A 23,100-nucleotide genomic window follows, 5' to 3' on the forward strand; every position below is an offset into this window, starting at 1 on the left:
TTCTATACTCGGCGCGTCTTTTTGGGACGGCAACCGTTATGCGGAATGGGAGTTACATCGCTTATGGAGCGAACCTTTAATCCCATTGTTCCAAGCGTTCTGATAGCCGATTCTCTTCCGGCTCCCGGACCCTTTACGAAAACATGAACCTCATGCAAACCGTAAGGCTGGCATTTTTGAATTGCGGTTTCCGCAACGGTTTGAGCTGCAAAGGGTGTAGATTTTTTAGCCCCTGCAAAACCCAATCCTCCGGAAGATGCCCAAGAAAGAACATTTCCTTTTAAATCGGTTATCGTAATAATCGTGTTATTAAAGGTTGCTTGAATATAAACATTGCCTTCATATACGCTCTTTTTTTCTTTCGTTTTTTTACTGTAGCCATGTTTTACGCTCCCCTCGATTACTTCTTCTTTCCTGCAACGGTCTTTTTCTTACCCTTGCGTGTTCTGGCATTAGTCCTTGTCCTCTGTCCGCGTACGGGAAGACCCTTTCTGTGCCTTTGACCGCGGTAGCACCCGATGTCCTGAAGACGCTTGATATTTAAGGCAACTTCCGTTCTTAATCGGCCTTCTACCTTATATTCTTTGTCGATAACATCGCGGATTGCCGCCAACTCGGCTTCATCTAAATCATTCATCTTTTTCATCGGATTAATTTTCGTTTTTTCACAAATCTTATTTGCCGATGAAGTAGAAATTCCATAAATATACGTCAATGAAACATTAACATGTTTATTTGGGAGGTCAACTCCCGCAATACGAGCCATTCTCCAGTTTCCTCCGTTAACAGCCTTGTCTCTGTTTGTGTTTCGGGTTTGTGCAAATAATCCGTACAATACCGTTACGTTTAATAACCTTGCACTTATCGCAAATAGGTTTTACACTTGTTCTAACCTTCATATTTACTCCTTAAAGACGATATAAATACCGGCAGTTTTTCCGCATATTTTATATCATTCTTAAAAAAAATTCTATAGGTTCCTAGATCTAATCTTGCCTTTTTTAAGCAAGCCGTCATGGTGGTGCATTTTAAGCAATGCTTCAATTTGACTCATTGTATCCAAATCTACACCTACCAAAATAAGCAGTGAAGTACCGCCCATCAATGTTGAAATACCGCGCGGAAAACTGAATGCCCACTGAATTATAGTAGGCAAAACCGCAATAGCCGCCAAATAAAGCGAGCCAGGCAATACCAGCCTGTTTAAAATTTTCTGTAAGTACTCTTCCGTTTTATCGGTTCTTATGCCGGGAATAGACCCGCCGTTTTCACGTATCTGTTTTGCAATTTCCATCGGATTTAATGTAACTTGTGTATAAAAGTAAGCAAAGAAAATTATCAAAACAATATATAGGATATTATACCCCCAACCGTCGGAACGCAAAAACCTCGCAATACCTGCAATCCATGCCGCTTTCGTTCCAAGCGTCTGCGAAAGCATAAGCGGGAACGTCAAAAAAGACGATGCAAAAATAATCGGAATAACTCCCGACGGGTTAATCTTAAAAGGAATGTAGGTGTTTTGACCTCCGTACATCTTTCTTCCGATTACCCGTTTTGCATAATGCACCGGTATTTTTCTTTGTCCCTGCTGTTCATAAACTACCAAAGCTATAATAGCTACAAACATTATAAAGGCAATAATGACGAACACAAGGTTTAAATCGGTGTTGCCGGAACTTACCAATTTAATAAGCTCCCAAATAGCCTGAGGAAGACGCGCTACAATTCCGGCAAAAATAAGCATGGAAATACCGTTACCTATACCGCGTGCCGTAATTTGCTCGCCCATCCAGATTGTTATCATAGTTCCCGTAGTAACGGTTACCATTGCAATAAATATTTGCAAAATATGGTTGGAAATTATAACCGCACCGGGGATACTTCCCGCCCAGCTTGCAACCGCCGTAGACTGAAGTATTGCAACGCCGACGGTAAGAATCCTTGTCCAAACTTGAATTTTTTTTCTTCCGCCGTCCTCTTCCGCAATTTTTTTAAGCCGCGGAAAAATTATCATCGCAAGCTGCATTAAAATTTGGGTGGAAATATAAGGCATAACGCCTAACATAAATACCGAAAAATTGGAAAATGCACCGCCTACGAAAAAGTCCATGTGGTCCGCAAAGGCATTACCCTGCCCTTGCGTAAAGTAAATTTTCAAGGCATTAGGGTCGATACCCGGGATGGTAAGTACCGAGCCCAGACGGAAAACCGCTAAAACTATGATCGTAAAGAAAATACGACTTCGTAAATCCTTTATTTTGAACATATTCGCAAATACATTATTAGCCATTTTACCGCCTCTTATGCTTCAGACTGAACTATTGTTCCGCCTGCCTTTTCAATTTTTTCCTTCGCCGAGCCGGAAACCTTATCGACGTCAACGGTTAATTTTTTCGTTATTTCTCCTACACCCAAAACTTTTACAAGCAAAGAAGCGTTTTTAATGAGACCCTTTTTTACCAAAGTTTCCTTATTAACCGTATCGCCGTCATTATAGCGGGCTTCCAGCATTTCTATATTTACAATGCGGAATTCCTTTTTAAACGGATAATTTGAAAAACCTTTTTTTGCAACGCGGCGGTATAATGGCATTTGTCCGCCTTCAAAGCCTGCATAAACTTTTCCGCCTGACCTGGCCTGCTGCCCCTTATGTCCCTTACCTGAGGTTTTACCCCAGCCTGAAGACGAACCGCGTCCTACAATCTTTTTTTTATGTGTTGCTCCCGAAGGAACAGTTAAATTAAATTCGGACATTAGTTTAACTCCTTAACCTCTACTATATGGGAAACGGTTTTTACCATACCCAAAATAGCGGGATTAGCCTCATGTTCCATTACGGAATTAAGCTTTTTTAAACCCAAAGAGCGTACCGTTGCGCGGACATGATGTCTTTGCCCGATTGTACTTTTTACCAATTTAACGCTAATTCTCTTTGCCATATCTTACCCCCATACATCCGCAAGGGTTTTTCCGCGGCTTTTAGCAATCTTTTTGCCGTCCATTAAAAGACCGGCAGCGTCAAAAGTCGCTTTTACAACATTTACGGCAGAACTTGAGCCGAGCGATTTGGAAAGCAAATCGGTAGCTCCCGCCGCTTCCATTATTGCACGGATAGTACCGCCTGCAATGATACCGGTACCGGAACAGGCCGGGCGCAAAAGAACGCACGAACCCTTGAATTTTCCTTGAACCTCATGCGGAATTGTTCCGTTTTTAAGCGGAAAGGTTACCATATTAGCCTTTGCTTTTTCGATACTTTTTCGAATTGCATCGCTTACATCGTTAGCCTTACCGAATCCGTAACCGACACGGCCTTTTTGGTCGCCTACAACGGTTAAGGCGGAAAACGAGAATCTGCGTCCGCCTTTTACAACCTTTGCCGTTCTGTTCAGTTTAACGAGTTTTTCAACATATTCTTTTTCGGAATGTTGATTATCACGTTTTGATTCTTTTTGGTGACTCATAACCTCTCCTAAAACTTAATTCCTGTTTTTCTTGCACCGTCGGCAACGGCTTTTACTACACCGTGGTATAAATAACCGTTCCTGTCAAAAACAACAGTATCAATATTTTTTTCCTTGAGGCGGTTACCGATTACTTCGCCGACCTTTGCCCCAGATTCAACATTAACTTTAAGCGCTCTAAGCTCCTGTTCCATTGTGGAAACGGCAGCCAATGTTGCTCCCTGCACGTCATCGATAACCTGAACCGAAATACGTTTATTGCTTCGGAACACCGTCATGCGGGGACGCTCGGCAGTACCGAAAATTCTTTTTCGGATGTGAACCTTACGCTTAAATCTTTTTCTATCTTTATCATTACGTTTTTTGTCCATAATACTACCCTATTTTACACCGGACTTACCGACTTTTCTGATGATAACTTCATCTTCATAACGGATTCCCTTACCCTTATACGGTTCAGGACCTCTGAGCTTTCTTACCTGTGAAGCAAATTCGCCTACAGCTTCTTTAGAAGCACCTGAAACGGTTACTTTAAGCTGGTCGACTTTTACTTCAATACCTTCGGGAATAAGAACGGCAAAGTCGTTTGAATAACCTAAAGCCATCACCAACAGTTTTCCCTGTACTTCAGCCTTATAACCTACGCCGTTTATAACAAGCGTCTTAGAAAAGCCGGTACTTACACCCTTTACCATATTGTTTAAAAGGCTTCGGTACAAACCGTGATAAGCTCTTGTTTGAAGCTCATCGTTTTTTCGGGTTACTATAGCTTCTTCACCTTCAACTTTAATATCTACCGAATCCGGGTGATATTTTTGTGAAAGTTTACCCTTAGGGCCTTCAACGGTAAAAACACCGTTTGCAACATTTACCTTTACACCTGCAGGAATAGCAACAGGCAGTTTTCCAATTCTTGACATTATCCGCCTCCTACCAAACCTTACAAATAAGCTCGCCGCCTACTTGGCTTTCGCCAGCCGCTTTTCCGGTAATTATACCCTTTGAAGTCGATACAATAAGAGTACCGTAGCCGTTAAAAACCCTCGGTAAGCTCTTATAGCCTGAATATACTCGGCGTCCCGGTGTGGAAACCTTTTCTATGCCGTGAATTACGGACGCTTCTTTATCGTCATATTTTAAGAAAACACGGATATTGTTTACACCGTCTTGGGTTAATTTTTTACAATTTTTAATATACCCTTCCGATTTAAGAATACTGATAATCTCCCATTTTACTCTTGAAGATGGAATATCAACCGATTCGTGACCGGCGGAAGCAGCATTTCTAATTTTTGTGAGCATGTCTGCTATCGGATCTGAAACACTCATTATCGCTCCTCCTACCAACTTGACTTTGTAACGCCGGGGATTTGCCCTTCGCTTGCCAATTTTCTAAAGCAAACACGGCACATTTTGAATTTTCGCAAATAGCCTCTGGGCCTTCCGCAAACCTTGCATCTGTTGTACTGTCGTGTCGGATACTTCGCTTTTCTGTTCGCTTGATTAATTTTCGCTGTTGTAGCCATGAAATCCTCTCTTACTTCCTAAAGGGCATACCAAACTTTGCAAGAAGAGCTCTTGCTTCTTGGTCGGTCTTGGCGGAAGTTACCACGTTTACATTCAAACCCGAAATACGTTCGATTTTATCGAAATCGATTTCAGGAAAAATGATTTGCTCGGTAATACCTACTGAATAATTGCCGCGGCCGTCAAAACCGTTCGGGTTTACTCCGCGGAAATCCTTAATACGAGGCAATGCAACATTTATAAAACGGTCTAAAAATTCATACATTCTAGCTCCGCGCAAAGTTACCATTGCCCCCACCTCATTTCCCTCACGAAGTTTAAAGTTTGCTATACTCTTTTTTGCCTTTGTTTTCACAGCTTTTTGACCTGTAATAATTTCAAGGTCGGTTACTGCAGCATCAAGTAGTTTCCTGTTCGTGAGAGCTACACCAACACCCATGCTTACAACGACTTTTTTAAGCCGCGGAATTTGCATAACCGTAGTATAGTTAAATTCCTTTTTAAGCTCAGGGCTGATTTGTTCCGTATAGACTTTCTTAAGCCGAGGTACATAATTACTCATTATAACGCTTCTCCACACTTACGGCAAACTCTTTTCTTTTTGCCGTCTTCTATTTTATATGCAATGCGCGTTTTTCCGCATTTTTTGCATAAAATCATAACATTAGAAGCTGAAATCGGAGCTTCAATTTCGACGATACCGCCTTGGTCTTGCTGATTTCTTTTGCGCATGGCTTTTTTTACCATATTAAGACCGCGGATAATAACCTTGTTTTTATCCTGTAGGACTTTTACAACTTCTCCGCGCTTACCTTTTTCGGTACCTGCAATAACCTCAACATTATCGTTACGGTGAATTCTGATTTTTCCTGCCATAAACATCTCCTTAAAGGACTTCCGGAGCAAGAGAAATAATCTTCATGTAATCGTAATCACGAAGCTCTCTGGCTACAGGGCCGAAAATACGTTTTCCCTTAGGATTTTTATTATCATCAACAATTACGCAAGCGTTATCGTCAAATCTGATATATGTTCCGTCGGGGCGGCGGTATTCTTTAGAAACGCGCACAATAACCGCTTTTTCTACCGTACCCTTTTTAATAACCGATGTCGGCAACGCTTCTTTAACGGCAACAACGATTATATCTCCAATTCCTGCATATCTGCGTTTTGAACCGCCGATAACCTTAATACATTCTACGAGTTTAGCACCCGAGTTATCGGCAACGTTTAATCTTGTTTCTACCTGTATCATTTACCTTACTCCTCGTTTACTTAGCTCGCTCAATAATTTCCGTGAGCCGCCAAGACTTATCCTTGCTGATAGGTCTGTGTTCTACAATCCGTACCGTATCGCCGATGTGAGCCGAATTCTCTTCATCGTGAGCCTTGTATTTTTTGCTGCTCGATACGTATTTTTTGTACAACTTATGAAGTTTTTTGGTTCGAACTTCGACAACGACGGTTTTATTCATCTTGTCGCTGGTTACGATACCGACAAACTCGCGGTTCCCGATTTTTTTTACTTGTTCTTTAGTTTCCACGGGCCTGCTCCTATTTTACGTTTTCACCAGCCAATTCTTTTTGGCGTATAAATGTATTTAACATTGCAATCTCGCGACGCATAGTTCGTTTTTGAACCGGATTATCCAAATGTCCTACAACAGCTTGAAATCTTAACTCCATGTGCTTTTGTTTTAACTCATTGCGTTTTGAAACAAGTTCAGCATAAGACATTTCTTTGTATTTTGACTTAATCTTCATTCTTAACGCTCCTTAGTCGGCTTGAATTTGCTCGGCAAATTTTGTCTTGAAAGGAAGTTTGCTTCCCGCAAGAAGCATAGCTTCTTCAGCCAAGTTTTTTTCTACACCGGCTAACTCAAAAATAACCGTTCCGGGTTTTACTACAGCTACCCAGTATTCGGGAGCACCCTTACCTCCGCCCATTCGGACTTCAGCCGGTTTTTTCGAATAAGGTTTATCCGGAAAAACACGAATCCATAACTTTCCGCCGCGCTTAATCTTGCGGTTTAACGCAACACGGGCGGCTTCAATTTGCCTGTTTGTAAGCAAAAACGGTTCAAGAGAAACAAGACCGAAATCGCCGAAATCGATGCTGTTGCATCGCGTGGCTTCGCCCTTTATTCTTCCGCGCTGAACCTTTCTATGTTTTACTCGTTTAGGACTAAACATAATTTACTGCCTCCCTGTTTGAGCAGGCTTTTCGGAACGCGGCTTCCTTTGCTTTTTAAGCAAGGCTCCCGCATCTTCTTTTTGTTCACTGCCAAACATCATTCCGCCGTAAAGCCACACCTTACAACCGATTTTTCCGTAAGTGGTTTCGGCTTCGGCAAAACCGTAATCTATATCCGCACGAAGCGTATGAAGAGGAACTCTTCCCTCTTTCATTTCTTCGGTTCGGGACATTTCGGCACCGCCCAAGCGTCCCGAAATTCTAATTTTTATTCCCTGAGCTCCGGACCTCATAGTATTAAAACATGCCTGCTTTAATACCTTTCGGAAAGAAGCTCTGCCTGCAAGCTGGTGCGCAACATTTTGGGCAACTAAAGCGGCTTTAAGTTCAGCCCTTTTAATTTCCTTAATTTTTATCTGCACCTTTTTACCGAGTTTTTTTTGTATCGCGGCACCGATTTTTTCAATATTTGCGCCTTTTACACCGATAATAACGCCGGGTCTTGCAGTGTGAATCATAATCGTTATCCTTTGAGGGTGGCGGATAATTTCAACTTCTGCAATGTCGGCATTTTTACACTCGGGGATATCCCTAATCATAGCACGGATTTTTAAATCCTCATGCAATAAATCGGCATAATCTCTGGGGCCTGCATACCAGCGGGATACCCAGGTTTTATTTATACCAAGTCTTAATCCTGTAGGGTTTACTTTCTGTCCCATTTTATTCTCCTGCCCTTTCGTCAACGACAACTGTGATATGACACATGCGCTTTAAGAGCATGTCTGCACGGCCTTTACCCCTGCACCAAATACGCTTCAGCCTCGGGCCTTCATCAATCATAATATCCTTTACAATGAGCATATCTTCATCTAATTGCTTATTTCTGTTAAGAGCATTAGAAGCGGCAGACTTCATTGTTTTAGAAATCAGAGTTGCGCCTTTTTGGGGCATATTTTCCAAAATCGCCATTGCCTCCGGATACGGCTTGTGTTTAACAACCTTCGCAACCGGTCTTACCTTAGTAGGTGAAGCAATAAGAAATTTAGTTGTTGCCCGATATCCTGTTTTTTCAGTCATCTTCATTCACCTATTTTCCAACCTTCTTGTCCGAATTTGCGTGCTTGCGGAATGTCCGTGTAGGCGCAAATTCGCCAAGTTTATGCCCAACAAGATTCTCGGTTATATAAACCGGAATCCACGTCTTGCCGTTATGCACCGAAATGGTGTTACCGACCATCTCGGGAATAATAGTAGAACATCGGGAATAAGTCTTTATCGGCCTCTTTTTACCCGATTTGTTCATTTCGTTTACGTTTTTAAAAAGGCTCTTCGCAATAAAAGGCCCCTTCTTTACTGATCTTGACACTTATTCACTCTCCCCTACTTTTTCTTTCGTCTTGAGACAATGAACTTATCGGAAGGATTGCGCTTTTTGCGGGTTTTGTATCCCTTACAGGGTTGCCCCCAAGGAGTAACGGGATGCCTTCCCTTTCCGCGACCTTCACCGCCGCCTAACGGATGGTCAATCGGGTTCATAGACATACCGCGTACGGTAGGCCTTATACCCAGCCATCTTGAGCGTCCTGCCTTGCCAAGACTTGTATTCATATGATCTTCATTGCCGACTTCGCCTATGGTAGCATAACATTTTTTATGTACTAAACGCGTTTCTCCCGAAGGCAGTTTTATGGTAACATATTCGCCTTCTTTTGCAGCAACCAACGCACCGGCACCTGCCGAGCGTACCATCTGTCCGCCCCTTCCGATTGTAAGCTCAATATTATGAACGGTAAAACCTACAGGGATTACCTCCAGCGGAAGAGCATTTGCAACATCTAAAGCCGCCATCTCCCCGCTCATAATTTTTTGCCCGATTTTTAATCCCTTAGGAGCGATAATATATCGCTTTTCGCCGTCGGCATAGAAAATCAATGCAATATTTGCACTGCGGTTAGGATCATATTCAATCGTTCTCACAGTACCCGGAATACCATATTTATTTCGCTTAAAATCGATTTCTCGGTATCTCTTTTTATGTCCGCCGCCCTGCCCGCGAACCGAAATGCGACCTCTTGAATCACGACCCGCTCTGTTTTTAAACCCCTTTGTAAGAGATTTTTCAGGCTTTTGAGCCGTAATTTCATCTTTGCGCAAATCAATCCGTCCGCGTAGTCCGGGCGTCATCGGCTTATATTCTTTTAGAGCCATCTTGCTATCCCCTTAAAACATAAGCATTTTAAGCTTATGCACCTTCAAAAACCTTAATCGTTTCGCCTTTGGCAAGTTTTACAGTTGCTTTTTTCCAAGAAGAAGTTCTGCCTTCTTTGTAGCGAAGCCTTTTAAGCTTTCCTCGAACATTAACAACAGTACAATCGGTAACTTTAACGTTGAACAATCGGCGTACTGCTTCCTTTATCTGAATCTTTGTAGCCTTTTTTGCCACTTTGAAAACATATTTTCCCTGCTCGCGAAGCTCTGTACTTTTTTCGGTAAGAACAGGCGCGATAAGTATATCATTATATTCCATTATTCGGCCTCCTTACATCCGTAAAATTGAGAGAGATTTTTTGCGGCAGTTTCAAGCATAATAATCTTTCTTCCGTAAAACAAATCATGAGCGCGAAGCCTGTTATAAGATAAAAACGAAAGATGAGGAATATTTCGTCCCGCCCGTTTAAGCAAAGCGTCATCATCTTTTAAAATTACAACGGCACGTTCATTCTTTGCAAAATTATTTAAAATTTTAACCAAATCCTTTGTTTTACCGCTTTCTACCGTAAAATCCTCAACAACCGTAAGCCTGTCGTTTTGAGCTTTTAAACTCAAAATGGATTTCATAGCCAATCTTTTTGCCTTTTTCGGCATAGAATAGCTGAAATCGCGCGGCTTCGGTCCGAAAACAACACCTCCGCCCACTAAAAGGGGAGATTTTTTATCGCCTCGTCTGGCACGCCCCGTACCTTTTTGACTGTAAGGCTTGGCATTGGAACCGTGAACCTCCGCCCGCCCCTTTGTACAAGCCGTTCCGACGCGCTTGTTGGCTAATTCATTATTGATGGCGTAGTAAATAACATCATCATTTACGGGAAGACCGAATACCTTGTCATCAAGATTTATTGTCCTCAATTCTTTACCATCGACTGAATAGACTTTCTTTTCCATGTCTTCTACCGTCCTTATCTTGCACGCTTAACTGCGGATTTTAAGAATACCGTAGCATCCTTTTTACCCGGAACAGAACCGCGAACCATTACAACACCCAATTCAGGATCAATTTTTACAACCTGCAAATTCTGAACGGTAACCTTATCGGAACCCATTCTGCCGGGCATTGTAGTGTTTTTAAAAGAACGACCCGGAGTTGTACATTGTCCCGTAGAACCCGCTTCACGGTGAAATTTCGAACCGTGACTTGCTCTACCGCCGCCGTAACCCCAGCGTTTCATAACACCCTGAAAACCCTTTCCCTTTGAAATTGCGGTAACATCTAAATAAGAAACTTTTTCAAAAAGCTCCACACCGAGCTTATCCCCTACTTTTACTTCTTTTTCAAAGCCGCGGAATTCCTTTAAAAGGCGTAAAGGCTTTACACCTTCGGTAAATTGCCCCGCATAAGGTTTACTCGTATGCTTTTCTTTAAGCTCGCCCAAACCGAGAACAACGGAAGAATAACCGAATTTTTCTTCATTCTTCAAAGCCACCACGGTATTGGGTTCAACCTGAATAACAGTAACCGGCATAAGATGCCCGACTTCGTTGAAAATCTGCGTCATACCGATTTTTTTACCAATCAGTCCAATCATTTAAACACTCCTAAGGTACGCACCCCTGATTAAAGGCCGTCTACCATACATATTTATTGTTTAATTTCTACATCAACACCGGCGGATAATTCCAAAGCCATTAAAGCGTTCATAACATCCGCCGAAGGCTCGATAATATCTATCAGCCTTTTATGCGTTCTCATTTCGAACTGCTCACGCGATTTTTTATTTACGTGAGGAGAACGAAGTACCGTAAATTTGTTAATCCTAGTCGGAAGCGGAATAGGCCCGCAAACCTTTGCACCGGCTTTTTGAACGGCCTGTACAATAGCTTTTGAACTTTGATCAACCAATTCTACATCGAATCCGCGAAGTTTTACGCGAATTTTTTCTTTTATCATCATTTCCTCCGAAAAGATGTAAAACGGCCGATTGCCGGAAAAACCGGCAAAAGCCGTATTTTACATCGTTTATTCGATAATTTGAGTTACCTGACCGGAAGCGATAGTTCGTCCGCCTTCACGAATAGCAAGTTTAAGACCTTGGTCCATAGCAATCGGGTGAATAAGCTCGCCGAGAATCTTTACGTTATCGCCGGGCTTAACCATGTCCGTACCTTCGGGAAGATTTACCGTTCCCGTAATGTCGGTAGTTCTGAAATAGAACTGAGGTCTGTAACCGGAGAAGAACGGGCTGTGCCGTCCTCCTTCTTCTTTTGAAAGAACATAAATTTGAGCTTCAAATTTTGTGTGAGGCTGAATTGAACCCGGTTTGGCAAGAACCTGCCCGCGTTCAACTTCTTTCTTTTCAATACCGCGTAAAAGAAGACCTACGTTATCTCCCGCTTCACCTTCATCAAGAAGTTTGTTGAACATTTCAATACCGGTAACAACGGTTTTTTTTGGTAGGTCTGATACCTACGATTTCAACTTCTTCGTTCATCTTGATTACACCGCGCTCGATTCTTCCCGTAACAACGGTACCGCGTCCCTGAATTGTAAAGATATCTTCAATCGGGAGCAGGAAGGGCTTATCGGAATCGCGTACGGGGTCCTTGAAGTAATCGTCCATAACTTTAAGAAGCTCTTCAATACAAGCCGTATCTTCGGCGGGAGCTCCGTCCTGTAAGGCTTTAAATGCCGAACCCTTTACAATCGGAGTATCTTCAGGGAAGCCGTAAGAAGACAAAGTTTCGCGAACCTCTTCTTCTACCAAGTCTACAAGGTCGGGGTCATCAACAAGGTCAATCTTGTTAAGAAATACGATAATCGAGGGTACACCTACCTGACGTGCAAGAAGTATATGCTCTTTTGTCTGCGGCATAACCGAATCGGGTGCGGATACTACAAGAACGGCACCGTCCATCTGAGCGGCGCCGGTAATCATGTTTTTAACATAGTCGGCGTGTCCGGGACAGTCGATGTGAGCATAATGCCTTTTATCGGACTGATACTCCAAGTGCCTGGTGTTGATTGTAATACCTCGAGCCTTTTCTTCCGGCGCATTATCAATCTCGTCATATTTTAGAAGCTTATCACCGTACTTCTTTGCACAATACGTAATGATTGCCGCCGAAAGAGTAGTTTTACCATGGTCAACGTGACCGATGGTACCAACGTTCATGTGAACTTTCGTTCTGTTAAATTTTTCCTTTGCCATGATATCCTCCTAAAAGACGTAGGCAAGTCTAATATTTCCCGCATTATAAATGACGAGATTTCAAAAGTTAACGAGTCTTTCAAATCGAAAAACAAGCTTAACAGCCTGAATCGAAAAAACATGCAGTGTGATTAAAATCAGATAAGACGGAAGGCTCATATTTAAAGCACTTTTAGTTTATTATCCATAGGTTTTCGGATAATATTCGGATCCACCTGATGACCATCAAAACCGCCGCTTCGATGACTGGTTTGGTATCCTGCGGAATTTATTCACGATTCATCATAAAATGAATACCGGCACAAGCCTGCCTAAAAAAGGTTTTACGGCGGTGCAAAACTCCTAAAGAACACCGGCTTAAAATACCGCTCAATAAGACAGAAACGGTTTTCAGCCATAAGTAAACAAGAAGCTTACTGTAAAATATAAGGAAGTTTATACCATAAAGAAAAAAAAATGTCAAGAGGATTTTTTATTAAAAATTTATAAATATAAGTTGTAAATTTCAAGCTTTTCGGAATTTTTAAGGCTGAGGAACAACGCTTAAAAGTTTTTCTATAATGTCATCGGACGAAAGATTGTCGGCGGCCGCTTCGTAAGAAAGTTTTAAACGGTGCCGTAAGGCGGGGTAAGCCGCATACTTAATATCATCGGGAATTACAAAACCCCGCCCTTCAAAAAGAGCCCTTATCTTTGCACATTTTTGAATTGCAATTGCCGCCCTCGGAGACGCCCCGAAAAGGATATAGCTTAAATAATTTCCGCGCGAGTAGGCATCCTGTTTTACATTTTCTGCAGGACGAGTAGCCGCAACTATTGAAACGGCATACCTTGTTATCTCTTCCGCACATTTTATATTTTCGGCAGTTTGCCGCAATAACGCCAAATCTTCGGAATTTAAAACGGGCGAAAGTTTTTCTTCTTCATCGCCATCTTTTTCGGTTAAACGGGAAAATTTGTTTACAATACCGATTTCCTCTTCAAGCGAAGGGTACGGAACAAAAAGTTTCAGTAAAAAACGGTCAAGCTCGGCTTCAGGAAGAGGGTAAGTCCCCTCCTGTTCTATAGGGTTTTGGGTAGCCAATACAAAAAAAGGAGACGGAAGTTTATACGAGGTTTCTCCGATAGTAACCTGTTTTTCAGCCATAGCCTCCAAAAGTGCGGACTGAACCTTTGCAGGCGCCCTGTTTATTTCGTCCGCCAAAATAATATTTGAAAAAACCGGACCCTTGCGTACGGAAAATTGCCCCGGATTTTGCTGATAAATAAGAGTACCTATTAAGTCGGCGGGCAAAAGGTCGGGAGTAAATTGAATACGTTTAAACTCGGCATTTACGGTTTGTGCAAAAGTCTTTACTATAAGCGTTTTTGCAAGACCGGGAACTCCTTCAAGTAAAATATGACCTCCGGCAATAAAGCCCGTAAGGATCCCGTCTATAAGCTCGGTTTTTCCTACAATTTTTTGAGCCATTTGTTTTCTAAAATTATCTATGACAGTTTTACACCTTGTTTCTTCCATAAATACAAACCTCTTACAACTGCTTTCCGGTTTTAAGTTTTTCATTAAAGCGCTCCGAAGCCTTTCCGGTTAAACCGCTTTCTTTTCCGTCAAGCAAGTTACGTATTGCCTGAAGTTCTTCTGCCGAAAAATTAACTCCGTTTTTTTCGTGCCGCTCAAAAGAGGCGCAGGCAAGCGGAGCAACTTTTTTACAAATGTCAAACATCGTTTCAGCATAAACTCTTATTTCCTTTTGAGCATGGGAATCCATTCTAAGACGTAAAAAATGGAAGAGATTATGTAAATCGATTTGCCAATACCATTCCGTGTAGGTTGATAAGGGAAGGTTTATACGCGCCAATTCGCGGGCAATATTTTTATCCAAAAGCCCGCAATAAGCTTTATAAGAATCTTCCTGCTGCCGGGTTAAAGCCCGGATAACATCGCCGCTCAATTCATCGGAAACAGGTTCCGCTCCCCTGCCCTGCTTGTTATTGGAGCTTTGAAAAGCTATATCGCAAGGCTCCGGAACGTAAAATTCGTTTTTTAATACGGAATATCGGCCTGAAATTTCGTTTAGGCGGGCGGTTCTGTGCCTAATCCATTGGCGGGCAATAAAAATCGGAAGTTTAATATGAAAGGTTAAAACCACTTGCTCAAAGGGAGATGTATGTTTATTCCTTAAAAGATAATCGATAAGGGCCGCATCTTCCCGGACGGTTTTCGTACCCTGCCCGTAAGATACCCGTGCGGACTGTACAATACGTTCGTCCGTCCCCAGATAATCGACTAATCTTATAAATCCCTTATCGAGGACTTTAAATTCTTTATCTAAAATTTTTTCAGCTTCAAGCGATATACAGTGTGCCATAAGTTATATTAGCATAACGGTATGAAAAAAACAAGAAGGCTTGAGTGTTATACAATAAAAAAGCCGTAAAGTAATCACACTTTACGGCTTTTTTCAAAGATTGCTTAATACTCTCGCCTAATTCTACTCATTAACCTTTTTAATGGCATCACCCGTGTAATCCGTAGTTTTTTTTGCTTTAAACCCGCTATGCTCGTCTCCCACAACAAGAGTATCACCTTCCTCTGTATGAGAATATTTTCTATTATTAAAATAGAAGTTACCGTTTTTAAGTGTCCAGCCGGCAAACAGAGCTACAGGGTCATCAGTCCTTTTTAAATCTCCACCCTTCTCCGCTTTCGCATCATAGATTTGCCCGTCGGGGCCGATATAAATGTACAAATGTGTACCGTCTTTAGGATAACCTTGACCCAAATACTCCGTTACCTCCCATACCGTATTCAAAAGTTCGGAAGGCTTTTCAGGGCTTGTATCAGTGCCGGACTTTCCGGGGGTTACAACGGCAGAGTCTTTTTTGGAGTTTATGCCGTTACCGTTGCAGCCCGCAATCGAAATTGTAAGCACCGCCGATATGCAAACGGCTAAAATAAATCTTTTTCGTCTTTTCATTTTAAACACCTCTTTAAATTAAAACATTCGGTTTTATCAAAATAAAAAAGACCGTAAAATAAAGTTACATTACAGTCTTCCTTATTTATTCTAAAAGCACCTTTAAAAAAGCGGGAAAAACTTTTTAAAAGACGCCTTAAATTTTTATCAATGACTTGCAAAAATATCGCAGTCGAAATTTAAGTAAACCTTTTAAAAACAAATATTTTTAAAAGGTTTACTCACGGGTATTACGAAAAATAAAGCGGGCTATCGGGGTAAACAGCTTTTAATCATGTCTTTAGAAGGTGTTCCGCGGGTATCCGCCTTTTTTGCTTTTACATCTACAATCTTTAAACCGCCCTTATTCAAATGAACTATAAGAACTCTGTCTTTTACTTCATAAGAACTTTTACCGTTCGGTGTATATAAATAGCCGTCTTTTACATCTACAAAACCAAAAAAACGCTCTCCTTCATTGGGATATCGCAAATTACCGACCGTATCTTTGACGGCCTCATACAGTTTACCTGCGGAATCCGCATAAATATAGTAGTTAGTTATACCGACCTTGCCATACGACGTGGAATCTACCGATTCAACTTCCCATATCTTATCGAAAATACCGTCAGCTGCGGGCTTGGCAACGGCAACACGCGGCGGACTTACATTGCCTCCTGCCTGGCCTCTGCAACCTGCACTTAAAAAAGCCGCACAAATCAATAACGCTAACGCACCTATAGTTAATCTTAATTTCATTTAAAAACTCCTTAATTTTGAATACACTTTCATATTTATCAATTTTGTTAATTTTGTCAAGAGAATAAACGCTCAAAACATAAAAAAAATTGCTTAAAAAAAAGAAAAAAGCGGCAGTGAAAATAAATTTTCCGTTACCGCCTTGTTATTTTTTAAATAATTTCAGTTTTGCGGAGCATTTTTAATTTCTTCCCCTGTAGGACTGGTAATTCTTTTTGCCTTTAGGTTAAAATTTCCTTGATTGGGAGTAAAATCTCCTACAGTTAAGATATCTCCTGTTACCTTGTGAGGGACTTCCTTACCATCTACCGTAAATTTATTATTTTTAAATTTCACGGTTCCAAATAAATCGGGATTAGGTTTCCTTAAATTCTCCTGATTTAAAGCTTTTATCGCTTCATATATAGTTCCGTCCTCTCCAATATAGATATAGTAATGCTCGCTATTTGTTTCAGGATAAGAATCGCCCCACAGCACTTCGGCTTCCCATACCGTATTTAAAATATTTTCTTGAGCTTCTTTTTTATCGGCTTGGGTTTCTTCTTTTTTGTCGGTTTGTTTTTCAGAACTTGCAGGTTTTACCGGACAAGCCGTTAAAAACATTAAACCTAATAAGACGGTTATTCCTGCAATTAAATTCGATTTTCTTTGTTTATTCATTTTAAACTCCTCTTCATTTTCACGAATATTTTTTTTATTTATCAAATTTAAAAATAAAAGCCGTAAATTTTTACGGCTTTTATTATGTCGTATATTGTAAAAACTATTGAATCTGTTCCGCTTCAGCTTTGTTCTTTTGAACAGCCATTATTTCCTGCCCTGTAGGAGAATCTACTTTAACGGCTTCAAGACCGAAACCGCCCTTCTTACCTGGTTCTCCTACAGTCAAAGTACCGTTTTTCAGCGTATAAGTATAATCTACACCCTCAAAAGTAAATATATTGCTTTTAAAATTTGCACCCTCAAGCCATTTTTGTTCAGGTTCTTTTAAAAAACCGGTATTTTTATCTTTTTCAGCCTCGTATACGGAACCGTCATTTGAAACATAGATATAGCGGTGCGGAGAAGTATCCGGACGGTACTTTCCATAGAATGCGGTTATATCCCATACCGTATCTAAAATATTTTCTTGAACTTCTTCTTTTTTATCGGTTTGTTTTTCAGAACGTGCAGGTTTCACGGGACAAGCCGTTAAAAGCATTAAACCTAATAAAGCGGTTATTCCTGCAAGTAAAACCGATTTTCTTTGTTTACTCATTTTAAACTCCTCTTCATTTTCACGGATATTTTTTTTATTTATCAAAATTTAAAAATAAAAGCCGTAAAATTTTACGGCTTTTATTATGTTGTATATTGTAAAAATTATTGAAGCTTCTCTGCTTCAGCTCCGTTCTTTTGAACAGCCATTATTTCCTGCCCTGTAGGTGAAGTTACTTTAACGGCTTCAAGACCGAAGCTGCCGCTCTTACGGGGTTCTCCTACAGTCAAAACACCGTCTTTCAGCGTATAAGGGTATTTTTGACCGCCTTGTACAAACTGATTATTTTCAACTTTTGCATTACCGCCAAGCAAAGGTATATCAGGCTTCTTTAACTCTGCCCCATTATCTTTTTCAGCTTCATAAACGGTACCGTCCGGACCTATATAAATATAATAATGTTTATTCCCATTAGGATACCCATCATTACCATACCACTTTACTTCAAAAACCGAATTCAAGACGCTTTCGGGTGTTACTTCCGATTTTTTTTCATCGGCAGGCTTTGCAGGTGTTACGGGACAAGCCGTTAAAAACATTGTCAGCAATAAAGCGGATATTCCTGTAATTAAAATAGATGTTCTTTGTTTAGTCATTTTAAACTCCTCTTCGTAATTCTTACGAAAATTGATATATCTCTATTATATATATTTTCTCCTTTTTTGTCAATATAAAATGAATAATAAAAAGCTTTAAGATAATTAAATTTTACCTTACGGCTATGTTTTGTACCGTATTAAAAAAACAACTTGATATTTTTGATTTTTTATGTCATCGGGAAGATAAAAAACAAACCGATATTTTCCCCTTCCTATCGACTTTTTACGTTTTTTTGTGTATTATATATTTAAATAGATAATCGTAATTTGGAGAATTTATGGGCAACGAAAATAAAGATAAGGATAAAAACAAAAATCAAAATGATCCTTTTAACTTTTTTAATTTTGACAATGACGAAAACGACAAAAATATGTCCAAACCCCCGTTTTTTTCGATGTGGCTTTTACTTCCGTTAGTAGTAGTAATTATAATTTTGGTAAACCAATTTATAGCCCTGGAAAGAGCGGCTATGATTCCCTTTTCGGAATTTAAAGACAGGGTTGCGTCAGGGCAAATAAAAAAAATAGTATTGGGTCCCGTTTATTTTACGGGCTATACTACTGCCGAAATTGAAGATAAATCTTTTTCAAGTAAACTTTTTTCTTTTTCTTCTCCCCGAGCTTCCAATGAATATACAACAGCGGGAATCCTTACCGAAGATTTTTTACGCCTTTTAGATGAAAAGAAAATTATTTATTCAATGAAACCTAACGAAAAAAATTATTTTTTGGATATTCTTTTGCAATGGCTTTTACCCTTCGGCATAGTTATTTTATTTTGGAGGGCCGTAATGAAGCGGGTAACGCATAATATGGGAGGCTTGGGCGGAAGCTTTTTTTCTCCCGGTCAAGCAAGGCGTGCCGCAATAGACGAAGGAAAGGTTACTACACGTTTTAAAGACGTTGCAGGCGTTGATGAAGCAAAAGAAGAATTAATGGAAGTTGTGGATTTTTTAAAATATCCTAAAAAATATACCGAAATAGGCGGAAAAATTCCTCGGGGCGTTTTACTTGTAGGGCCTCCGGGAACCGGAAAAACTTTACTTGCGCGCGCCGTTGCAGGTGAAGCGGGTGTTCCTTTTTTCAGAATAAGCGGTTCGGATTTTGTTGAAATGTTTGTAGGCGTCGGAGCTTCCCGTGTACGCGATTTATTCCGCCAAGCCCGCGAAAAAGCTCCGTGTATAATCTTTATAGATGAATTGGACGCTATCGGAAAATCGAGAATAAATTCCATGTCTTCAAACGATGAGCGCGAACAAACTTTAAACCAGCTCTTAGTCGAAATGGACGGCTTTGATAATACCACAGGTTTAATCCTTTTAGCGGCGACAAACCGTCCTGACGTTTTAGACCCCGCTCTGTTACGTCCCGGCCGGTTTGACAGACAGGTAGTAGTAGACCGCCCGGATTTAAAAGGCAGACAAATGATTTTAGAGCTTCACTCAAAAAACGTTAAACTTGACGAAACCGCCAATCTGTCGGAAACAGCAAGAATTACCAGCGGCTGTTCCGGAGCGGACTTGGCAAATATTATAAATGAAGCGGCCTTACTTGCAGTCCGCAAGGGACGAAAAAAAGTTTCAATGAGCGATTTGGACGAAGCCGTTGAAAAAGCCATGATAGGTTTACAAAAAAAATCCAAAGTTATCCGCGAAGAAGAGCGGCGCATTATTGCCTATCATGAAACCGGTCATGCAATTCTGGGAACATTTACGGAAGGAGCCGACAAGGTTCATAAGGTAACAATTGTTCCTCGCGGAACGGGAACTTTAGGATACACATTCCATATACCTGAAGACGATAAACACATCGTAACCCAAAAACAGCTCATTGCCGAAATTGATGTATTGCTGGGAGGACGGGCTGCCGAGCAGGTTACTTTCAATATGGTTTCTACGGGAGCCGCGAACGACCTTGCAAGAGCTACGGACATTGCAAGAAGCCTTATTACGGAATACGGTATGAGTGAAAAGTTTAAAAACGTAGCCTTAAGCAAACGCGGGGCGGGTTATCTCGGAAATAACGAACCTCAACTTGTACGTGAATATGCTGAAACGACACAGCAATATATTGACGAGGAAATTGCTAAAATAATTGATGAACGTTACGAATGCGCCATAAAAATGCTGAACGAAAAAAAGCCTTTGCTTGAATATATAGCACAAAGACTTTTGGAAAAAGAAACGATAGAAAACGATGAATTTAAGGCAATTATTGCGGCCGAAAATAATTTGGAATCGCTTAGCGGCGGAACTTCCGCCGTAACGGCGGAAACGGAAACTGCGGAAAAGCAAACGGAAAATTAAAAAATTCGGCATATAAACCCGGTTTACTTACGGTAAATCGGGTTTATTTTTGCCGATAGCATGAAAAATTTCAATATATACAAAACCTTAAAAAGCAATAACCGGAAAAACTCATTAAAAAATAAATATTATAAAAAGTCCCTTAAAAAAACACCGAATTTACAAAAAACTCCCTTGAAAAAAATAATAAATATTATAAAAAGTCCCTTAAAAAAACGCCGAATTTATAAAAAACTCCCTTGAAAAATAATAAAACTTACGTATAATAAATATCGGAGGCTTTCTTGTGTTAAAAAGAAAAATAGAAAACAAACTCTCGGAATGGAAAAATCTGGAAAATAAAAAACCTCTTATTTTAAGAGGATTAAGACAGTGCGGTAAAACTTTTTCCGTAATGAATTTTGCAAAAAATAATTACGAACACATAATTTACTTAAATTTTTTTGAAAATCCGAGCTATGCAACCGCTTTTTCCGGTTCGCTTGAAACAGACAACATTATAATGCAAATTTCGGCTATGATAGGCAAAAAGGCTGTTTTTAAAGCCGGAAAAACGGTTCTTATTTTAGATGAAATTCAGGAATGCCCGGAAGCAAGAACCGCTCTTAAATTTTTTTGTTTGGACGGACGATTTGATATAATTGCAACAGGCTCTTTATTGGGTGTCCGCGGGTACGGGAAAGCTCCGAAATCCATTCCTGTAGGGTATGAAACCTCTCTTGAAATGTATCCTCTTGATTTTGAAGAATTTCTTTGGGCAAACGAAATTCCCGAAGAGATTATAGAAGTCTTAAAAAACCGTATTACGGAAGTAAAGCCCGTACCCGATGCACTGCATCAAAGAATGCGGCAGCTGCTTTTCCAATATACGGTAGTGGGCGGAATGCCCGAAGCAGTCAACGCTTTTGTAAAAACAAAACAGATAAACACGGTCCTTGCAGTACAAAAAGATATTATCCGCTCATACGAAGATGATATGCTGAAACACGCTCAAACAACCGATAAATCAAAAATTGTAGAATGCTTTAAATCCGTTCCAAGACAACTTGCAAGAGAAAATAAAAAGTTTAAATATTCGGAGGTAAAAAAAGGAGGCAGTGCATCAAAATATACAGGAAGTTTACAGTGGATAGAAGATGCCAGTATTATTACACGCTGTTTTAATTTGGAAACTACGGAACTTCCATTCAGCGGATATTGCATAGATGACGTTTTTAAAGTTTATATGAGCGATACGGGACTTTTTTCCTCAATGCTTGAAGACGGAACCTCTTTTGATATTTTAAACGGTAAACTTTACGCTTATAAGGGCGCAATTTTTGAAAACCTTATAGCCGATATTTTTTACAAAATGGGAAGAAAATTGTATTATTTCAGAAAAGATTCCGGTCTGGAAATAGACTTTCTTATACGCTACAAAGGAAATGCAACGGCGGTTGAAGTAAAGGCTGTAAACGGAAATGCAAAGAGTTTAAAAACCGTATTAAAAAACAAAGAAAAATATCATCTTAAAAACGCAATAAAGCTAGGCGATTACAATATAGGGAAAATAAATATAGAAGAGGCGGAGGTGCTTACTCTTCCTCTGTACGCCGCATTTCTTTTAAGAGAGGTATAAGAAACGGAATAACTTATTTAAATACCTTAAAAGTATTTGTTACAAAACACCTTTAGTAAATTTACATCTGCCGTTGAAAACACAAGCCGTTATTTGTAAGGTTTTTAAGATAAATCAGTGTATAATTTGAGAATTTGGATATACTTGCAATCGACACAATAATATAGTATACTTATCACGTACAAAGTTATACCTCAAGGAGTTTTAGATGAAAGACGCGAACAATATTGACGGAATTGTTTTATATGAAGATAACGACCATAAATTTATTTGGTTGGGTTCGGAAAGTAAGAACAGAAAAGGTGCTGTCCAAACCATGCAATACCTTATTATAGACCATGGACGAGGAGTATTGCTTGACCCGGGCGGAGTTCACCTTTTTTCGCGCGTAGTAACGGCAGTAAGCCGTTTTATATCGGTGGATAAAATCGATACTATTTTCTTTTCACACCAAGACCCGGACGTATCTTCAGGGATTGCTCTTTGGTTGGGTGTAACAAAGGCAAAGGTATATATTTCAGGTTTATGGGTAAGGTTTATGCCGCATTTCGGTATAGTAGATATTTCAAGAATTATCGCCATTCCGGATAAGGGCTTAAATATTGCACTTCCTTCAGGAGCATATATGCGCTGTATTCCTTCACATTTTATGCATTCTCCGGGCCAATTCGGACTTTACGATGAGCGCTCCCGCATTTTATTTACGGGCGATATAGGAGCGGCGGTTTTTGAAGACGATAATGAAACTACTTTTGTTGAAGACTTTTCAAAGCATATTCCGCTTATAGAAGGTTTTCATGTGCGGTATATGGCCTCAAACAGTATCGCACGCAGATGGGCGGAAACAGTGCGCGCATTAAATCCCATTATGATAGCACCGCAACACGGTGCCATTTATAAAGACGAGCAGGTGAATAACTTTTTGAATTGGATATCGAATTTGAAGTGCGGTATCGATTATTTGGAAAGATTATTTTAAAGCAGGAACG

35 protein-coding genes and 1 pseudogene are annotated in these 23,100 nt (G+C 40.3%); 3 read left to right on the plus strand and 33 right to left on the minus strand.

Annotated features, from left to right (window positions below):
* Positions 1 to 2 precede the first annotated feature (2 nt).
* From rpsK to DYQ05_RS12630, 33 genes and pseudogenes are all read right to left on the minus strand, one after another.
* Positions 3 to 401, minus strand: coding sequence for a 30S ribosomal protein S11 (rpsK, locus tag DYQ05_RS12470; protein ID WP_206184154.1), 399 nt, complete (start codon positions 399 to 401; stop codon positions 3 to 5).
* Complete coding sequence (rpsM, locus tag DYQ05_RS12475) at positions 401 to 766, minus strand: 30S ribosomal protein S13 (RefSeq protein WP_024465641.1); 366 nt, start codon at positions 764 to 766, stop codon at positions 401 to 403. The genes rpsK and rpsM overlap by 1 nt, the downstream gene beginning before the upstream one ends.
* Before the next feature lie 16 nt (positions 767 to 782).
* On the minus strand, positions 783 to 899 hold the full coding sequence (gene rpmJ, locus DYQ05_RS12480; protein WP_080653133.1) for a 50S ribosomal protein L36: 117 nt from the start codon (positions 897 to 899) through the stop codon (positions 783 to 785).
* Between the two features lie 71 nt (positions 900 to 970).
* On the minus strand, positions 971 to 2,293 hold the full coding sequence (gene secY, locus DYQ05_RS12485) for a preprotein translocase subunit SecY (RefSeq protein WP_024465640.1): 1,323 nt from the start codon (positions 2,291 to 2,293) through the stop codon (positions 971 to 973).
* 11 nt (positions 2,294 to 2,304) lie between these two features.
* Entirely contained in the window at positions 2,305 to 2,757 is a 453-nt protein-coding gene (gene rplO / locus DYQ05_RS12490) for a 50S ribosomal protein L15 (RefSeq protein WP_020966394.1), read from the minus strand.
* The gene (rpmD, locus tag DYQ05_RS12495; protein ID WP_020966395.1) at positions 2,757 to 2,942 is read right to left on the minus strand and encodes a 50S ribosomal protein L30; all 186 of its coding nucleotides are present in this window, start codon (positions 2,940 to 2,942) and stop codon (positions 2,757 to 2,759) included. The genes rplO and rpmD overlap by 1 nt, the downstream gene beginning before the upstream one ends.
* A 3-nt stretch (positions 2,943 to 2,945) precedes the next feature.
* Positions 2,946 to 3,467: a 30S ribosomal protein S5 gene (rpsE, locus tag DYQ05_RS12500; protein ID WP_020966396.1), complete on the minus strand. Its 522-nt coding sequence runs from the start codon at positions 3,465 to 3,467 to the stop codon at positions 2,946 to 2,948.
* An 8-nt stretch (positions 3,468 to 3,475) separates the two neighbouring features.
* Positions 3,476 to 3,838, minus strand: a complete 363-nt coding sequence (gene rplR, locus DYQ05_RS12505) for a 50S ribosomal protein L18 (RefSeq protein ID WP_020966397.1) — start codon at positions 3,836 to 3,838, stop codon at positions 3,476 to 3,478.
* A 9-nt stretch (positions 3,839 to 3,847) separates the two neighbouring features.
* On the minus strand, positions 3,848 to 4,387 hold the full coding sequence (gene rplF, locus DYQ05_RS12510; protein ID WP_020966398.1) for a 50S ribosomal protein L6: 540 nt from the start codon (positions 4,385 to 4,387) through the stop codon (positions 3,848 to 3,850).
* A 10-nt stretch (positions 4,388 to 4,397) separates the two neighbouring features.
* Entirely contained in the window at positions 4,398 to 4,796 is a 399-nt protein-coding gene (gene rpsH / locus DYQ05_RS12515; protein WP_024465638.1) for a 30S ribosomal protein S8, read from the minus strand.
* 11 nt (positions 4,797 to 4,807) lie between these two features.
* Positions 4,808 to 4,993, minus strand: a complete 186-nt coding sequence (locus tag DYQ05_RS12520; RefSeq protein WP_080653134.1) for a type Z 30S ribosomal protein S14 — start codon at positions 4,991 to 4,993, stop codon at positions 4,808 to 4,810.
* A gap of 11 nt (positions 4,994 to 5,004) precedes the next feature.
* Positions 5,005 to 5,556, minus strand: a complete 552-nt coding sequence (rplE, locus tag DYQ05_RS12525) for a 50S ribosomal protein L5 (RefSeq protein ID WP_029409954.1) — start codon at positions 5,554 to 5,556, stop codon at positions 5,005 to 5,007.
* Complete coding sequence (rplX, locus tag DYQ05_RS12530; protein ID WP_024466591.1) at positions 5,556 to 5,870, minus strand: 50S ribosomal protein L24; 315 nt, start codon at positions 5,868 to 5,870, stop codon at positions 5,556 to 5,558. Before rplX ends, rplE begins: the two co-directional genes overlap by 1 nt.
* 10 nt (positions 5,871 to 5,880) lie before the next feature.
* On the minus strand, positions 5,881 to 6,249 hold the full coding sequence (rplN, locus tag DYQ05_RS12535; RefSeq protein WP_020966402.1) for a 50S ribosomal protein L14: 369 nt from the start codon (positions 6,247 to 6,249) through the stop codon (positions 5,881 to 5,883).
* 16 nt (positions 6,250 to 6,265) lie between these two features.
* Positions 6,266 to 6,538 (minus strand): 30S ribosomal protein S17, encoded by a 273-nt coding sequence (gene rpsQ, locus DYQ05_RS12540; RefSeq protein ID WP_020966403.1) that lies wholly within the window; start codon positions 6,536 to 6,538, stop codon positions 6,266 to 6,268.
* A gap of 10 nt (positions 6,539 to 6,548) precedes the next feature.
* Positions 6,549 to 6,758 carry a 50S ribosomal protein L29 gene (rpmC, locus tag DYQ05_RS12545; RefSeq protein ID WP_020966404.1) on the minus strand — a complete coding sequence of 70 codons (210 nt, stop codon included), beginning with the start codon at positions 6,756 to 6,758 and terminating at the stop codon, positions 6,549 to 6,551.
* 12 nt (positions 6,759 to 6,770) lie between these two features.
* Positions 6,771 to 7,190 (minus strand): 50S ribosomal protein L16, encoded by a 420-nt coding sequence (gene rplP, locus DYQ05_RS12550; protein WP_144299210.1) that lies wholly within the window; start codon positions 7,188 to 7,190, stop codon positions 6,771 to 6,773.
* Positions 7,191 to 7,910 (minus strand): 30S ribosomal protein S3, encoded by a 720-nt coding sequence (gene rpsC, locus DYQ05_RS12555; protein WP_020966406.1) that lies wholly within the window; start codon positions 7,908 to 7,910, stop codon positions 7,191 to 7,193.
* Between the two features lies 1 nt (position 7,911).
* On the minus strand, positions 7,912 to 8,274 hold the full coding sequence (gene rplV, locus DYQ05_RS12560) for a 50S ribosomal protein L22 (RefSeq protein ID WP_029408910.1): 363 nt from the start codon (positions 8,272 to 8,274) through the stop codon (positions 7,912 to 7,914).
* A gap of 4 nt (positions 8,275 to 8,278) precedes the next feature.
* Positions 8,279 to 8,557, minus strand: a complete 279-nt coding sequence (gene rpsS, locus DYQ05_RS12565; protein WP_024466154.1) for a 30S ribosomal protein S19 — start codon at positions 8,555 to 8,557, stop codon at positions 8,279 to 8,281.
* A gap of 14 nt (positions 8,558 to 8,571) precedes the next feature.
* On the minus strand, positions 8,572 to 9,399 hold the full coding sequence (gene rplB / locus DYQ05_RS12570) for a 50S ribosomal protein L2 (protein WP_020966408.1): 828 nt from the start codon (positions 9,397 to 9,399) through the stop codon (positions 8,572 to 8,574).
* 34 nt (positions 9,400 to 9,433) lie between these two features.
* A complete protein-coding gene (locus DYQ05_RS12575; RefSeq protein WP_020966409.1) occupies positions 9,434 to 9,718 on the minus strand; it encodes a 50S ribosomal protein L23 in 285 nt (94 codons plus the stop codon).
* The gene (gene rplD, locus DYQ05_RS12580; RefSeq protein ID WP_024467396.1) at positions 9,718 to 10,353 is read right to left on the minus strand and encodes a 50S ribosomal protein L4; all 636 of its coding nucleotides are present in this window, start codon (positions 10,351 to 10,353) and stop codon (positions 9,718 to 9,720) included. The genes DYQ05_RS12575 and rplD overlap by 1 nt, the downstream gene beginning before the upstream one ends.
* Before the next feature lie 14 nt (positions 10,354 to 10,367).
* A complete protein-coding gene (gene rplC, locus DYQ05_RS12585) occupies positions 10,368 to 10,994 on the minus strand; it encodes a 50S ribosomal protein L3 (RefSeq protein WP_020966411.1) in 627 nt (208 codons plus the stop codon).
* A 53-nt stretch (positions 10,995 to 11,047) separates the two neighbouring features.
* Positions 11,048 to 11,356, minus strand: coding sequence for a 30S ribosomal protein S10 (gene rpsJ, locus DYQ05_RS12590; RefSeq protein ID WP_020966412.1), 309 nt, complete (start codon positions 11,354 to 11,356; stop codon positions 11,048 to 11,050).
* A gap of 69 nt (positions 11,357 to 11,425) precedes the next feature.
* Positions 11,426 to 12,614 (minus strand): annotated as a pseudogene (gene tuf / locus DYQ05_RS12595) (elongation factor Tu).
* A gap of 523 nt (positions 12,615 to 13,137) precedes the next feature.
* A complete protein-coding gene (locus tag DYQ05_RS12600; RefSeq protein ID WP_206183534.1) occupies positions 13,138 to 14,133 on the minus strand; it encodes an AAA family ATPase in 996 nt (331 codons plus the stop codon).
* 13 nt (positions 14,134 to 14,146) lie between these two features.
* Positions 14,147 to 14,983 carry an FAD-dependent thymidylate synthase gene (gene thyX / locus DYQ05_RS12605; protein WP_206183535.1) on the minus strand — a complete coding sequence of 279 codons (837 nt, stop codon included), beginning with the start codon at positions 14,981 to 14,983 and terminating at the stop codon, positions 14,147 to 14,149.
* A 123-nt stretch (positions 14,984 to 15,106) separates the two neighbouring features.
* On the minus strand, positions 15,107 to 15,592 hold the full coding sequence (locus tag DYQ05_RS12610) for a hypothetical protein (protein ID WP_206183536.1): 486 nt from the start codon (positions 15,590 to 15,592) through the stop codon (positions 15,107 to 15,109).
* 249 nt (positions 15,593 to 15,841) lie between these two features.
* A complete protein-coding gene (locus DYQ05_RS12615) occupies positions 15,842 to 16,330 on the minus strand; it encodes a hypothetical protein (RefSeq protein ID WP_206183537.1) in 489 nt (162 codons plus the stop codon).
* A 162-nt stretch (positions 16,331 to 16,492) separates the two neighbouring features.
* On the minus strand, positions 16,493 to 16,990 hold the full coding sequence (locus DYQ05_RS12620; RefSeq protein ID WP_206183538.1) for a hypothetical protein: 498 nt from the start codon (positions 16,988 to 16,990) through the stop codon (positions 16,493 to 16,495).
* Positions 16,991 to 17,093: 103 nt separating this feature from the next.
* Positions 17,094 to 17,588, minus strand: coding sequence for a hypothetical protein (locus DYQ05_RS12625; RefSeq protein ID WP_206183539.1), 495 nt, complete (start codon positions 17,586 to 17,588; stop codon positions 17,094 to 17,096).
* A 104-nt stretch (positions 17,589 to 17,692) separates the two neighbouring features.
* Positions 17,693 to 18,184 carry a hypothetical protein gene (locus DYQ05_RS12630; protein ID WP_206183540.1) on the minus strand — a complete coding sequence of 164 codons (492 nt, stop codon included), beginning with the start codon at positions 18,182 to 18,184 and terminating at the stop codon, positions 17,693 to 17,695.
* Positions 18,185 to 18,465: 281 nt separating this feature from the next.
* Between DYQ05_RS12630 and ftsH the strand changes: the two genes are divergently transcribed.
* The 3 genes from ftsH (at position 18,466) to DYQ05_RS12645 (ending at position 23,090) form a co-directional block, all read left to right on the plus strand.
* Entirely contained in the window at positions 18,466 to 20,493 is a 2,028-nt protein-coding gene (gene ftsH, locus DYQ05_RS12635; RefSeq protein WP_290121745.1) for an ATP-dependent zinc metalloprotease FtsH, read from the plus strand.
* 286 nt (positions 20,494 to 20,779) lie between these two features.
* Entirely contained in the window at positions 20,780 to 22,111 is a 1,332-nt protein-coding gene (locus DYQ05_RS12640) for an ATP-binding protein (protein ID WP_206183541.1), read from the plus strand.
* Between the two features lie 208 nt (positions 22,112 to 22,319).
* Positions 22,320 to 23,090 carry an oxygen-binding di-iron domain-containing protein gene (locus DYQ05_RS12645; RefSeq protein ID WP_020966426.1) on the plus strand — a complete coding sequence of 257 codons (771 nt, stop codon included), beginning with the start codon at positions 22,320 to 22,322 and terminating at the stop codon, positions 23,088 to 23,090.
* Positions 23,091 to 23,100 lie beyond the last annotated feature (10 nt).

The organism is Treponema pedis (assembly GCF_017161325.1).
Classification (GTDB): Bacteria; Spirochaetota; Spirochaetia; order Treponematales; family Treponemataceae; genus Treponema_B; species Treponema_B pedis.